Genomic DNA, 12,705 nt, shown 5'->3' with positions numbered 1-12,705 from the left:
CACCGGGTTCAGCGAATGGCTTCGAGTCCACGAATGACCCTTTCGATCATGCCGAGGTCCTGGGCGAACTTCGTCGCCGGCCTGCGCAGCACCACGTAGCCGAGTGCGGCCAGATCGGCCACCAGCACCCTGGCCACGCCGATGTGCAGGCCGAGCAGCGCGCCGATCTCCGCCACCGATTTGGTGTCGCGGCACAGCGAGACGATCTCGCGCCGCTCGAAGGTGAGCTTCGGCTGCGAGGCCGCGCCGAGCCTGCTCGTCAGGACCTGGGCCTCGATTTCCAATGTGTGGTCGACCGGCTTCGTGCGGCCAGAAGTGAGCAGATACGGGCGCAACGGTGAAACGTCCGAATCGTCATTTCTCATCGCTAGCTCCCGACGGTGTTTTTGAGCTCCTCGATAAGGCTTGGCGTGAGCACTTCGGTGGCCCGGTTCGCGAACATGGCCATCTCGTACGCGATCGTGCCCAGGCTGGCCTGCTTGGTGGCCAGCACGCCCAGTGAACAGCCGATGCTGATCGTGCAGACCAGCAGGTAGCCGTGCTCCAACTCGATGATGATCTTGTCGGGCCTGCCGAGCGGGTGGCTCTCGGAGACGCCGTGCGCCAGCCCGAGCATCGCCGACGAGATGGCGGCCAGCCGGTCGGCGTTCGCCCGTTCCAGCTGGGACGACATGGCGATCAGCAGGCCGTCGGCCGACACGGCGATGGCCCCGATCGCGCCGGCGGTGTTCTGCGCGAAGCGGGTCACCAGCCAGTTGAAATTGCGCGCCTCGACGCTGACTCCGGTGGTCATTCCTTGCTCTCTTCTCTCTGTTCGGTATCCCGATCGGCCATGGCCAAGCCCGTGCTGAACGCGTCGAAAGCGGCGCGCTCGGCGTTGGGGTCCCGTTGGTGCCTTGGTGCTGACGCGGCCATACGTGCCGGCTGACGTCCGGCAGGCTGCTGGGCGAGTCCCGGCGCGAGCTGCGCGCCGGGCACCCGCCTGGTGAGACCCGAGTGCGCCGCCGACGGAGCCTGCGGGCTGGCCGCGGCGACCGGCTGGAACGGTGGTGGTTTCACCGGTTCCGGCGCTGGTGGGGTGACGACCGGCTCGGGCGCCGGCGGGTTCGCCTTGGCGAAGCCCGATTCGTACGCGTCGAAGGCGGCCTTCGCCGCTTCGGGGTCGTGCTGCACCTTCTTCTTCGCGGGCATGCTGACCAAAGTGGATTCGCCGACGCCGGGAAGCTGCGCTCCCGCGACACGACGGCGAAGCCCGCCCCTGGTCTCCCCGGAGTCGGCGGGCACGGTGACCGGCGCGGCCACCACGATCGGTTCGAGTACCGGCGCAGGCGGGGGCACCGGTTCCGGCACGCGCACGGGCAGCTGCTCGGGCACCCGTGCCGGTTCCTCCGCTTCCTGCTTGAACCAGCGGAAATCCTCGAGCTGATCGGGATCGCGGGGAGCCATCCCCGGCACCGCGAGCGCAGGCAGCCTGCCGGGTTCGTCGGCCGGTTCGGACTCCGGCCAGACGGGCGGCGCGTGGAACTCGGCCGCCCGGTGCGCCAGCAGCGCCGGCGGGATGACCATCCGCGCCGTGATGCCGGTACCTGGCGTCGGCACCAGCTCGACGGTCAGCCCGTGCCGCCGCGCGAGGCGGCCGACCACGAACAGCCCGAGCACACTGGTCGGCGCCAGCTCCAGCCGTTCACGCTCGACGAGCCGCCGGTTCTCCTCGGCGAGCCGGTCGTCGGTCATGCCGATGCCCTGGTCGACGATGACGACCAGCAGCGAGCCGTCGGACAGGAACTCGGTGTCGACGTCCACATAGGACTCCGGCGGCGAGAACGAGGTCGCGTTCTCCAGCAGTTCCGCGAAGATCAGCACGACGTCGGAGCTGAACACCGACGCGAGCCGCACGTCGGCGACCATGCCGAGCCGGACCCGCTGGTAGTCCTCGATCTCCGCGAGCGCGGAGCGCAGCGCCGTCGACAGCTCGGCGGGACCGGCGATCCTGGTCTCGTCACGGGTACCCGAGACGACGAGCAGGTTTTCCGCGTTCCGCCGCAGGCGCGTCGACAGGTGGTCGAGGCGGTACAGGCTTTCCAGCAGCCGGGGATCCTGTTCGTTGCGCTCCAGCTCGTCGACCAGCGCCAGCTGCCTGCCGACGAGGTTCTGCGTGCGCTTCGCGACGTTGGCGAACATGAGGCTGACGTTGCGCCGGGTGAGCGCCTGGCGCTCGACCAGCTCGCCCGCGGTGGACTGCACCCGGTTGAACGCGGTCGCCAGCTTGCCCAGTTCGTCCTTTGAGGACACATCGATGGTGGCGAGCCTCGGCGCCTGCTCCTCGGCCGCCTCGGTGTCGGCGACGCGGACGAGCTCGGTTCCCGCGAGGTCGGCGACCGTCGTCGCGGCGGAGGTCAAGCGCCGCAACGGATCCGCGATCGAGCGGCTGACCGCGATGGCGAGGAACGCGACCAGCACGAACAGCAGCGCGGCACCGCCGCCGATGAGCCACGCCAGCCGGGCGGCGCTGTCGGCTCGGCCGGTCGCCGCGTCGGTGATCTGGCTGGTCACCTGTTCCTGGACGGCGCGCCGCTGCTTGTTGAGCGCCTCGACGGCACTCAGCACCTCGGCGATGAACGCCTGGTTCGCCTTCTCGTCGCGCACGTTCGGCAGCTGTGCCTCGAGTGTGTCGACCCGGCGGGCCTCCTCGCCCGTGTCGACCTTGACCACGGCCTTGGCGTGTTCGATGTCGGCCTGCTGCACGAACCTTTCGAGCTGCAGCGCCGACTCCGACGCGGAGTCGGCGAGGATTTCTTGGCCTGACTCGGCGTCGGCGGCGACGATGATCTGGGCCATGCCGCGCAGGCCCTTCTCCTCGTTCGCGCGCAGCAGCGAGTCCAGCGAGGTGAGCTGCCGGGTGCCCTCGGCGTCGGTGTTCTTCTGGCCGAGCAGCCGGGGCGCGTCGATCACGGCCTCGATGACCGCGTGATAGGTACGCGCCGCGCTGTCGAGCGAGACGGCGCGGCGCAGCGCGTTGGCCCTGATCTCGGCCAGCGAGCCGATCCGGACCAGCGCGGCCGAGACCTCGTCCGGCGCCTCCGGCCCGAGCCTGTCCCGCACCTTGTCGACGGTCTCGGTGACGATGCGGTGCTGCTGCATCAGCGCGCCGCTGCCCTGCGACGGCGACGCCACGTAGTCGACGGTCAGCAGCAGCTCACGCTGCAGCTCCCAGACCAGCGAACCGAGCTCGTTGGCCTGGCCTGCAGTGTCCGAGGTCTGCCCGGCGGACTGGGCGTTGCCGACCTGCCCCGCGACGTAGGGAACGGACACCAGCACCACCGCGGTCAGCGGCAGCATCAGGAGCAGGTTGAGCTTGCCCCTGATGCCCAGCCTGCCGAGCACGGCCTGCCACGTTCTGGATCCGGCAGTAGTCTTCCGCCGGACCTTCCCGAGTCTCATGGTCACCTTCCCCAACTGCGACCTCAGCCGCCGTGTCCGCGGTGCTGCTCACGCACGAGGTCCTCGATGGACGCCCGCAGCGCGAGGAACTCCGGCGTTCGCTTGACCGAGAGATCGCGATCGGCGGGCAGGTCGATCGCGACATCGGCGTGCACCCGGCCAGGGTCGCACGCCAGTACGACAACTCTGCCGCCGAGGAAGACCGCTTCCTCCACGTCGTGGGTCACCATCAGCACGGTGGTGCCGGTGTCGGCCCACACCTGCCTGATCAGGACCTGCATGTCCTCTTTGGTCTGCACGTCGAGCGCGCCGAACGGCTCGTCGAGCAGCAGCACCTCCGGCTCGCACGCCAGCGCCCTGGCGATCGCGACGCGCTGCCGCTGACCGCCGGAAAGCTCACGCGGCAACGACTTCCGGAACGCCGAAAGGCCGGTCTCGGCCAGGTACCAGTCAACGCGCCGAGCTCGCTCCGCACTGTCCACTGGCAACAGTTCGAGTCCATAAGCGACATTGCGCTCGACGGTCCGCCACGGGAACAGCGCACCGTCCTGGAACACGAGCCCGCGGTCGGGGCCAGGCCCGGCGACCGGCTCGCCGTCGAGGGTGATCCGGCCTTCCGAAGGCATGGTCAAGCCCGCGACCAGCGACAACAGTGTCGACTTCCCCGAGCCGCTCGCGCCGACGACACAGAGGAAGTCGCCACGCGAGACGGTCAGGTCGATCCCGTCGAGCGCACGCGCGCCGCGGTCGTAGTCCTTGGCGACACCACTCAGTTCCAGTACCCCGGTCATGCTGCCCACCTGCCGACCTTGGACCTGAGCAGCCGCAACGCCACGTCGGTCGCGAGACCGGAGAGCCCGATCACCACTAGGACGGCGAAGATCTTGTCGGTCTGCAGAAACCGCTGCGCCCGCACGATCCGGTAGCCGAGCCCGGCGGTGGAATTGACCAGCTCGGCCACCACCACGAAGTTCCAGGCCGCCGCGACGTTTACACGGATCGCGTCAATGATGCCTGGTAGTGAATAAGGCACGATCACCCTGCGTAGGACCTCAGCGCGCCGCGAGCCCAGTGTGTATGACACGTTGATGAGGTTGCGCGGCACACCCCCCACCACGTCGGCAACCATCAGTGTGTTGAAGAAGAAGGTACCTATGAACAAGAGCGCCACTTTGGACGGTTCACCGATGCCGAGCCAAATGATCAACAGCAGAATGAACGCGCTCGCTGGCATATATCGCACCAGCCCGACGATCGGTTCCGCGAGCGCTCGCGCCGCGGTAAACGTGCCCATCACGATGCCGAGTGGCACCGAGATCAGCACCGCCAGCCCGAATCCGAAAAGGATTCGCTGCACGGTCGCCCACAGGTCACCGAACAGCTCACCGGTCGACGCCATCTGCAGCCCGGCCTTGAGCACGGCAGGCGGCGACGGCAGGAAGGTCGGCGAGACGGCGCCGGTCGCGCTGAGGACCCACCAGATCGCCAGCGGCAGCGCGACGGATAGGACGGTCAGTGTCCACTTGGCACGCACCGGGATGGGCGTGCGGATGGTGAACAGCGCGGCCTTCGGCTTCGGCCGGGCACGGCGGGGCAGCGGCGCCCAGTTCGCGCGCTCGGGCAGCGCCGCCGTGGCCGCGTGCTCCTCGGCGAGGCGCTGCTCGTCCTCGAGGCGCTGGGCCTCGAGTTCGTCGGCCTCGGTGCCCGCCGCCGTCCGGCTGGCCGAGCCGGTCAGTTCGGTCACGGCACCGCCTTGATGAAGGTGTCGTCGAACAGGTTGTCGATCTGCGGCCTGGTCGCGGCCAGCCCGGCGCTGACCATGAAGTCGGCGATCTTGCCGGCCTGGAAGTTCAGGTGCTGCGGGGTGACGCCGGGGGTGAACGCGTCGATGTTCTGCTGCTTGGTGAAGATGGACGTGCCGGAGTCGTAGCTGCGGTACTCGGCCACGCTCACGCCACCACGCTTGGCCATGATGTCGATGGCCGCGTCCTTGTTGTCCTTGATCCAGGCGAGCGTCTCGAACCAGGTGTTCACCAGCGCCTGCACCTCTTTGGGGTGCTCCTTGGTGACCTTCTCGCCGAGCACCAGGTGGTCGGGGATGGCACCGGGAAACTCGGCCGAGCTGGCGATCGTGCGACTGTTGGGCCGCTCCAGCGCCTTCGAAGTGAACGGTGCGAACGCGGCGACCGCGTCGACCTGGCCGCCGACGAACGCGGCAGCTGCGGCGTCGGTGGGCAGCGAGACCAGCTGGAGGTCCTTTTCGGTGAGTTTCACACTCTGCAGCGCGAGTAGCAGGAGGTAATGGTCGACCGCGCCCTGCTCGACCGCGATCTTCTTGCCCTTGAGGTCGGCAAGGCTGGTGACGCCCTCACGCGCGATGATCTTGTCATTGCCGGTCGAGTTGTCGTTCACCAGCACAATGGACAGTTTCGCGCCGCCACTGACCGAGGCCAGAGTGTCGCCGAGAGTCTGACTGTTGGCGTCGATCGCGCCGCCGGAGAGCGCGTTGATGCTGTCGGTGTAGTTATCGAAGTACTTGAGATCGACGTTCACGCCGTTCTTCTTGAACAGCCCCTTCTCCTGCGCGACCTGCCACGGGAACCAGCCAGGCCACGCCGAGAACCCTAGGGTGATCTTGGCACCGTCGGCGGTGTCGCTCGAGCAGGCGGACAGGGCGGCGGCACCGGCCAGCGTGAGGGCGCAGAACAGGGCCGTCAGCCGTCGGGAACGGGAAATCACAGCGAAACTCCTGGGGAAGGGGAGTAGGGGGAGTTCCACAGGCAGTGAAAATCCCCCACTCTCCGTGAAGAAATTGTCACCCCTTGGCTCTCGGGCGAAAGCCTATCGAGTTATGCAAGATCCCCATAGTGCAAGTGTCAGCTCTTGTGCAAGATCACTTACGAACTGTGGGTAGTGGAAGCAGGGTCGGTTCACTCTGTTGGCACTGGTCGTGGCAGGTGGCGTCCAATGTGCAGCACAGCGAGCAGATGGCGCCGCCCTGCTTCGCGCAGTCCGCGATATCGGGCAACTCGTAGGCGTCGCCGCACACCGAGCAGTCGTGCGTCGCGCGCGGGTCGGCGTCCACACCGGGCCCGCTGACCGTGTTCGGCCTGGCGAGGTAGTACCTGCTCTTGGTGAGCGCGGCCAGTGCCGGCACCAGCGCGACCGCGATCACCAGCGCCATCAGCGGGCTGAACGCGGCGAGGGTCGGGCCGAAGGCGCCGAAGTACGCCGTGATCGACACCGCCGACGCGACGAGCATCGAGCCGAAGCCGACGGGGTTGATCTTGTGCAGGTAGGCGCGCTTGAACTCGATGTACTTCGGGGAGAGCCCGAGTGGTTTCGCGATGACGAGATCCGCGCAGACCGCACCGATCCAGGCGATCGCGACGTTGGAGTAGAAGCCGAGGATCTTGTTCAGGAAGGCGAACGCGCCGAACTCCATGAGCGCCAGCGCGATACCGCAGTTGACGAGCACGTACCAAACGCGTCCGGGGTGCCGGTGCAGCACTCGGGAAAAGAAGTTGGCGAACGAGAGCGAGCCCGAATAGGCGTTCGTCGTGTTGATCTTGATCTGCGAGACGACCACGAACAACGCGGCGAAGGTCAGCGCGACCGGCCCGAGTGCCGGTTTGACTGCCTCCAGGTACGGCGCGATCGGTTCCAGGGCGTGCGTCTCGCCGACCACCCCGAGCGCGAGGAAGGCGAGCAACGCGCCGCCGATCTGCTTGAGCGCGCCGAGTATCACCCAGCCGGGGCCCGCGGCGAGCACCGCGGCCCACCAAGATCGTTTGTTTTCGGCGGTCTTCTCCGGCATGAAGCGGAGATAGTCGGCTTGTTCACCTATTTGGCCGATCAAGGAAAGAGCAATACCCATGCCGAGTCCGAAACCGATCGCGGAAAAACCGGATCCGGCGCCCTGGGTGCCGCCGAAACTCGCGAATTCCGCGAACTTACCCGGTTCGCGGATCGCGACGACCACGAACGGCAGTACGAGCCCGGCGATCCACAGTGGCTGGGTCCAGGTTTGCATTTTGGCGACCGCGCCCATCCCGTAAAGCGCGAACGGCAGCACGATCAGGGTGGCGAGCAGGTACCCGACGGGCAGCGGGATGCCGAGCGCGAGCTGGAACGCCTGGCCCATGATCGAGCCCTCGAGCGAGAAGAAGATCACGGTGAAGCTGGCGTACACGAGCGACGTGAGCGTCGACCCGAAGTAGCCGAAACCGGCGCCTCGGGTCAGCAGGTCCATGTCGACGCCGTATTTCGCGCACGCGGACGCGATCGGCACGCCGGTCACGAAGATGATCACGGCCGCGGCGAGGATGGCGAGCACGCCCGAGGTGAACCCGTAGGACAGGACGATGCTCGCGCCGATCGCGAAGTCCGCGAGGTAGGCGATGCCGCCGAGCGCGGTCGTCGCGACCACGAACGGGGACCACTTGCGGAAGGAATGGGCCGCGAACCGGAGTGAGTAGTCCTCCCGGTTCTCGTTCGCGGCCAGCGCGGCGTAGCGCCGCTTCGGCTTCGAGGGAGCGTCTTCGAGGATGTCCGTCACGTCGCGGCCTCCTGGCGTGGTGGGGGCCCCGACGCTAGGTCGGCACTTTGTCGATTAAGCGGCATCGGGTAACCGACTTGTTACGAGTTGCTGTCCTGCGGTTACAGGCTGATGGCGTCCCGGGGTGGCAGGAGTCACCGTTAGGTGGGTTTCCCCGGCGGCTTCCAGGCAATACCGTCAGCAGACAGCCGAAGTCATCGAGGCCCTACAGGGCGCGCGCGGAGGGTTGGCCATGATGCCGGAGACCGAGATCACGGACGTAGCGATGCGACTGCCCGGAATGCGGGTGGCGTACGAGGGGGACGCGTTCACCGAGGCCTCGCTGGCGTCCACCTGGACAGAGCAGCTGCAGGCTTGGCTGAACCAGGCGATCGCGGCGGGTGTGCCCGAGGCGAACGCCATGGTGCTCGCCACCGCCGACGGCGAGGGCAGGCCGTCGTCCCGCTCGGTCCTGCTGAAGGGCCTGGACGAGCGCGGCGTCGTCTTCTACACGAACTACACCTCGGCCAAGAGCCACGACCTGACCGTCACGCGGTACGCGTCGGCGACGTTCCCCTGGTACCCGCTGCACCGCCAGGTCCACGTGCGCGGCGAGGTCGAGAAGGTCGACATCAAGGAAGGCGCCGAGTACTGGGCCTCCCGTCCGCGCGGCTCGCAGCTCGGGGCCTGGGCCTCGCCGCAGTCGCGGGTCGTCGACGGCCGCCGTGCGCTCGACAACGCGCTCAACTCCATCCAGCGCCGCTTCGCCGACACCGACGACATCCCCTTCCCGCCGCACTGGGGCGGGTGGCGCATCCGTCCCGACACGGTCGAGTTCTGGCAGGGCCGCGAGGACCGCATGCACGACCGTCTCACCTACGTCCGCGCCGACGACGGCTGGCGCATCGAGCGCGTCGCGCCGTAGTCCGTGGCGAGGTAAATCACTCGATCTCAATTAGTTAGCACGGCTAAGCTCATGTGTCGTGAGCGTTAAGGCGGGGACCACACGCAGGGTGCTCGGGTCGATCATGCTCGACCGGCGGCCGCTGAAGATCCCCGCCTATCGCCGTCTCTGGATGTCCTCGGCCGTCACGGCCATCGGCAGCCAGCTGACGGCCGTCGCCGTGCCCAAGCAGATCTTCGACATCACCGGCTCGTCCGGGTTCGTCGGGCTGACCGGCGCGGTCGCGCTCGTCCCGCTGCTCGTGTTCGGGCTGTGGGGCGGCGCGATCGCCGATACCGTCGACCGGCGCAAACTCCTGCTCGTGACCAACGTCGGCATCGCGCTGACGTCGGCCGTGCTGTGGCTGCAGGCGTTCATCGGCCTGCGCTCGGTCTGGCTGGTCCTCGCGCTGCTGGCGGTCAATCAGGCGTTCTTCGCGATCAACATGCCGACGCGCGGCGCGGTCATCGCCAGGCTGGTGCCCGAGCATCTGATCGCGCCCGCGGTCGCGCTCGGCTCGACCATGGCGACGTTCGGCATGGTGTTCGGGCCGCTGCTGGCCGGCGCGGTGCTGCCGCTGCTCGGACTGTCCACTTTGTACTTGATCGACGTTGTCGCGTTGTCGCTGACGTTGATCGCGGTCTGGAAACTGCCGCCGCTGCCGCCGTTGAACGGACCGTCGCGGCGCGCGGGACTGCGCGACGTGATCGACGGTTTCCGTTACCTGGCAACGCAAAAGGTCGTATTGGCTTCGTTCGTCGTCGACATCATCGCGATGGTGTTCGGCATGCCGCGCGCGTTGTTCCCGGAAATGGCCCAGCGGACCTTCGGCGACCCGCCGGGCGGCGGGCCCGCGCTGGGCTGGCTTTACGCGGCGATCCCGATCGGCTCGATGCTCGTCGGGCTTTTCTCCGGCTGGCTGACGCGGGTGCGCCGCCAGGGCGTGGCGGTCGTGGTGGCCATCTGCGCGTGGGGTGCGGCGGTGGCGGGGTTCGGGCTGAGCTCGTCGCTGTGGCTCGCGGTGATCTTCATCGCGCTCGCGGGCGCGGCCGACATGGTCTCCGCCATCTACCGGATGTCGATCCTGCAGGTCGCCACCACCGACGAGATGCGCGGCCGGCTCCAAGGCGTGTTCACGGTCGTTGTCGCAGGTGGACCGCGTATCGCGGACCTCACCCACGGCTGGGCGGCGGCCGGTGTCGGCACCGCGGCGGCGGCGACCGGCGGCGGCCTGATGGTGATCGCCGGAGTGCTGGTCGCGATGGCCTTGCTCCCCGCGTTCTTCCGCTACCGCGCGCCCGCCGAGCCGAAATCCGCCTAGAGTGGCGTTATGCGTTCCTGGCGAATTGTCCTGATTTCCGCTCTTGCCCTGGTGACGGTCGGCTGCTCGTCCGACGAGAAGCCCGCCGCGCCCAAGCCGTCGCCGACCAAGGCGGTCACGCTGAAGGAACCGTGCGCGGTGCTCGCGGGCGACGCGGTCGGCAAGGCCATCGAACGCCAGTCGGTCACCGGCGCGCCCGGCCCCGACCAGAACACCGCCGCCAACGGCGGCAAGGCCAAGACCTGCGTCTACTCCGCCGAGGGCAAGCAGGTCGGCGCGCTGGCCGTCACCCGCTACGACGGCAACAAGGTCAAGCCGGACGCGATGATCGCGGGCATCAAGGAGAAGAAGCCCGGCGCCCGCGACATTCCCGGTCTCGCCGAGGGCGCGCTCTACTACGTCGAGGAAGCCAAGACCGCGACCCTGGTCGCCGCGAAGGTCGTCGGCGGCGTCCCGATCCTGGTCAGCTACAGCGGCCCGGCCAAGATGACGGCCGAGCAGATGACACCCCTGGTCAAGCAGGCCATCGACGCCGAATAGTGCCTCGTGAGCGTTGCGGGCCGAGGTAGTCGTGGGTCGTGAGTGATACGGCCGGTTCTAGCCGGTCCAAACACTCACGACCACTCGCAGCCCGTCCGAGCCTCGCGACGTGAAAACCCCGGCGTCAGGTCCGCCGACCGCTGTCATGTGTGGGTTTTGCGTCATCTAACGCCTCGTTTCCCACACGCCAAGCCCCGAACCCCAGTCGTGAGTGTTGCCGACGGCTACTGCGCGGAAAGCCAAATGATTGGCTCTGGTGAGTCTGACGTCGGCCGAAGTCGCACTCACGAGTCTTTGAAGCCGGCGAACTCCGCGTGGTCGTGGGCGCTGAACACCCGCACCTCGTCCCCGTGATGGCGGACCAATTCCCGGAGCCTGCGTTCGTTGGCGAACCTGGGTTTCTTCTCCGTCTGCACCAGCCGCTGGAACGTCTCAAGCCCGCCCGGGCAGTGCCGCGCCACCGGATTCACCTGGCCGTGGTGGAAATACGCGTCGCCCGCGTGCAGGAGCCAGCCCGCGCCGGTGTCGACGGCGACGCCCGCGTGGCCCAGTGTGTGGCCGCCCAGCGGGATCAGGAGGATCTCCGGCGGCAAGCCCTTGAGCTCGCGCACGGCCTCGAAGCCGAACCAGCTTTCGCCGTCGGCGCGGTAGGTGCTCCACCGCGGCCCGTGCTCGAACTGGATCGAGCGGTAGCGGTACCGCTCGCGGAGGTTGGCGGGCGCCGTCGCCGCGCGGTGTTCCTCGGCGTGGACGTGGACGGTGGCGTGCGGGAAGTCCGCGAGGCCGCCCGCGTGGTCGCAGTCGAGGTGTGTGGTGACGATGTGGCGTACGTCTTCGATCGCGTAACCGAGCGCGCTGACCTGCGCGGCGGCGGTTTCGGACCGTTCGAGCTGCGCGCCGACCACCTTGGTCAACGCGGTGCCGAGCCACTTGCCAGGCTGTTCCAGCGCTCGGCTGCCGAAGCCGCTGTCGACCAGCACGAGACCGTCCGCCGCCTCGATCAGCAGGCAGTGCGCCACCATCTCGGGCAACCGGCCGCCGAGCGGGCGCATCGTCCCGCAGTTGAGATGGTGGACCTTCATACGGTGCTCCTCTCACGCAGCCGGTGGAATTCGGCCGCGTTGTGCGCGGAGAAGACGGTCACTTCGCCGCTGTGGTCACGGACAAGGTCGCGCAGCCGCCGCTGATTGTCCAGCCTCGCCTGCTTTTCGGTCTGTGCCACGCCTTCGAACAGCGAGAGCAGCGGCGGGCAATGCGGCTTCACCGGGTCGATCTCGCCAGGGTGGAAGTACGAATCACCCGCGTGGAGCAGCCAGCCGTCGCCGGTGTCCACCGCGACGCCCGCGTGGCCGCGCGTGTGCCCGGCGAGCGGGATGAGCAGGACATCGGGCGCGATCTCGCGCACGGCTTCGAAGCCGAACCATTCGTCACCGAGCGCGGCGTGCGCCGTCCACTTCGGACTGTGCGCGAACTGGACCGCCCGGTACCGCCCGATCTCGTCTTTACGCGGTTTCTGGAACGCGCGCAGTTCTTCGGCGTAGACATGGACGTTCGCGCCGGGGAAGTCGACGAGCCCGCCCGCGTGGTCGAGATCGAGGTGGGTGAGCAGGATGTCCCGCACGTCGCGCGGGTCGTACCCGAGCTTCCTGATCTGCGTGACGGCCGCTTCCTGGTCGAGTATCGGCCCGCTCACGCGGATGAACCGGCGGCCGAGCCATTCCTCACCGCGGGTCGCGATCGGCGAGCCCATGCCGGTTTCGACCAGGGTGAGCCCGTCGCCGGTTTCCAGCAGCAGGCAGTGGCAGACCATCTCGGCCCGTCCGAACAGCGATGACACCCCTTGTGTCAACCTCAAGATCAAAGTCAGGCTGCGGCCTGCTGTTCGGTGTCTCGTTGGGCGCCGCCGTGGCGGGTGGGGTTGTA

12 protein-coding genes are annotated in these 12,705 nt (G+C 68.0%); 3 read left to right on the top strand and 9 right to left on the bottom strand.

Annotation, left to right across the window (positions count from 1 at the left end):
• Positions 1 to 8 precede the first annotated feature (8 nt).
• The 7 genes from ACFV15_RS24700 to ACFV15_RS24670 form a co-directional block, all read right to left on the bottom strand.
• Positions 9 to 365, bottom strand: coding sequence for a DUF742 domain-containing protein (locus ACFV15_RS24700; protein WP_378352952.1), 357 nt, complete (start codon positions 363 to 365; stop codon positions 9 to 11).
• 2 nt (positions 366 to 367) lie between these two features.
• On the bottom strand, positions 368 to 793 hold the full coding sequence (locus ACFV15_RS24695; protein ID WP_378352951.1) for a roadblock/LC7 domain-containing protein: 426 nt from the start codon (positions 791 to 793) through the stop codon (positions 368 to 370).
• On the bottom strand, positions 790 to 3,441 hold the full coding sequence (locus tag ACFV15_RS24690; protein ID WP_378352950.1) for a nitrate- and nitrite sensing domain-containing protein: 2,652 nt from the start codon (positions 3,439 to 3,441) through the stop codon (positions 790 to 792). Before ACFV15_RS24690 ends, ACFV15_RS24695 begins: the two co-directional genes overlap by 4 nt.
• Before the next feature lie 23 nt (positions 3,442 to 3,464).
• Positions 3,465 to 4,232 (bottom strand): ABC transporter ATP-binding protein, encoded by a 768-nt coding sequence (locus tag ACFV15_RS24685; protein WP_378352949.1) that lies wholly within the window; start codon positions 4,230 to 4,232, stop codon positions 3,465 to 3,467.
• Entirely contained in the window at positions 4,229 to 5,185 is a 957-nt protein-coding gene (locus tag ACFV15_RS24680) for an ABC transporter permease (RefSeq protein WP_378352948.1), read from the bottom strand. Before ACFV15_RS24680 ends, ACFV15_RS24685 begins: the two co-directional genes overlap by 4 nt.
• Positions 5,182 to 6,180, bottom strand: a complete 999-nt coding sequence (locus ACFV15_RS24675) for an ABC transporter substrate-binding protein (protein ID WP_378352947.1) — start codon at positions 6,178 to 6,180, stop codon at positions 5,182 to 5,184. Before ACFV15_RS24675 ends, ACFV15_RS24680 begins: the two co-directional genes overlap by 4 nt.
• Positions 6,181 to 6,334: 154 nt before the next feature.
• Positions 6,335 to 7,999 carry a purine-cytosine permease family protein gene (locus ACFV15_RS24670; protein WP_378352946.1) on the bottom strand — a complete coding sequence of 555 codons (1,665 nt, stop codon included), beginning with the start codon at positions 7,997 to 7,999 and terminating at the stop codon, positions 6,335 to 6,337.
• A gap of 232 nt (positions 8,000 to 8,231) precedes the next feature.
• On the opposite strand from ACFV15_RS24670, the gene pdxH reads away from it, so the two are divergent.
• The 3 genes from pdxH to ACFV15_RS24655 all read left to right on the top strand — a co-directional run bounded on the left by pdxH (position 8,232) and on the right by ACFV15_RS24655 (position 10,782).
• Positions 8,232 to 8,903: a pyridoxamine 5'-phosphate oxidase gene (gene pdxH, locus ACFV15_RS24665; RefSeq protein WP_378352945.1), complete on the top strand. Its 672-nt coding sequence runs from the start codon at positions 8,232 to 8,234 to the stop codon at positions 8,901 to 8,903.
• Between the two features lie 103 nt (positions 8,904 to 9,006).
• The gene (locus tag ACFV15_RS24660) at positions 9,007 to 10,242 is read left to right on the top strand and encodes an MFS transporter (protein WP_378353009.1); all 1,236 of its coding nucleotides are present in this window, start codon (positions 9,007 to 9,009) and stop codon (positions 10,240 to 10,242) included.
• Between the two features lie 9 nt (positions 10,243 to 10,251).
• Positions 10,252 to 10,782, top strand: coding sequence for a DUF3558 domain-containing protein (locus tag ACFV15_RS24655; protein ID WP_378352944.1), 531 nt, complete (start codon positions 10,252 to 10,254; stop codon positions 10,780 to 10,782).
• Between the two features lie 284 nt (positions 10,783 to 11,066).
• On the opposite strand, the gene ACFV15_RS24650 is transcribed toward ACFV15_RS24655, so the two are convergent.
• The gene (locus tag ACFV15_RS24650; protein WP_378352943.1) at positions 11,067 to 11,864 is read right to left on the bottom strand and encodes an MBL fold metallo-hydrolase; all 798 of its coding nucleotides are present in this window, start codon (positions 11,862 to 11,864) and stop codon (positions 11,067 to 11,069) included.
• The gene (locus tag ACFV15_RS24645) at positions 11,861 to 12,592 is read right to left on the bottom strand and encodes an MBL fold metallo-hydrolase (protein WP_378353008.1); all 732 of its coding nucleotides are present in this window, start codon (positions 12,590 to 12,592) and stop codon (positions 11,861 to 11,863) included. The genes ACFV15_RS24650 and ACFV15_RS24645 overlap by 4 nt, the downstream gene beginning before the upstream one ends.
• Positions 12,593 to 12,705 lie beyond the last annotated feature (113 nt).

Source organism: Amycolatopsis sp. NPDC059657, from assembly GCF_042734395.1.
Lineage (GTDB): Bacteria > Actinomycetota > Actinomycetes > Mycobacteriales > Pseudonocardiaceae > Amycolatopsis.
Note: the sequence above shows the minus strand (reverse complement) of the source record. Positions and strands in the feature narration are given on the sequence as shown.

Bases quoted from the DNA above. Each gene is read 5' to 3' on its own strand.
- ACFV15_RS24660 (WP_378353009.1), top strand. From the start codon at position 9,007: ATGCTCGACCGGCGGCCGCTGAAGATCCCCGCCTATCGCCGTCTCTGG.
- ACFV15_RS24685 (WP_378352949.1), bottom strand. From the start codon at position 4,232: ATGACCGGGGTACTGGAACTGAGTGGTGTCGCCAAGGACTACGACCGC.
- ACFV15_RS24695 (WP_378352951.1), bottom strand. From the start codon at position 793: ATGACCACCGGAGTCAGCGTCGAGGCGCGCAATTTCAACTGGCTGGTG.
- ACFV15_RS24690 (WP_378352950.1), bottom strand. From the start codon at position 3,441: ATGAGACTCGGGAAGGTCCGGCGGAAGACTACTGCCGGATCCAGAACG.
- ACFV15_RS24650 (WP_378352943.1), bottom strand. From the start codon at position 11,864: ATGAAGGTCCACCATCTCAACTGCGGGACGATGCGCCCGCTCGGCGGC.
- ACFV15_RS24700 (WP_378352952.1), bottom strand. From the start codon at position 365: ATGAGAAATGACGATTCGGACGTTTCACCGTTGCGCCCGTATCTGCTC.
- ACFV15_RS24655 (WP_378352944.1), top strand. From the start codon at position 10,252: ATGCGTTCCTGGCGAATTGTCCTGATTTCCGCTCTTGCCCTGGTGACG.
- pdxH (WP_378352945.1), top strand. From the start codon at position 8,232: ATGATGCCGGAGACCGAGATCACGGACGTAGCGATGCGACTGCCCGGA.
- ACFV15_RS24645 (WP_378353008.1), bottom strand. From the start codon at position 12,592: ATGGTCTGCCACTGCCTGCTGCTGGAAACCGGCGACGGGCTCACCCTG.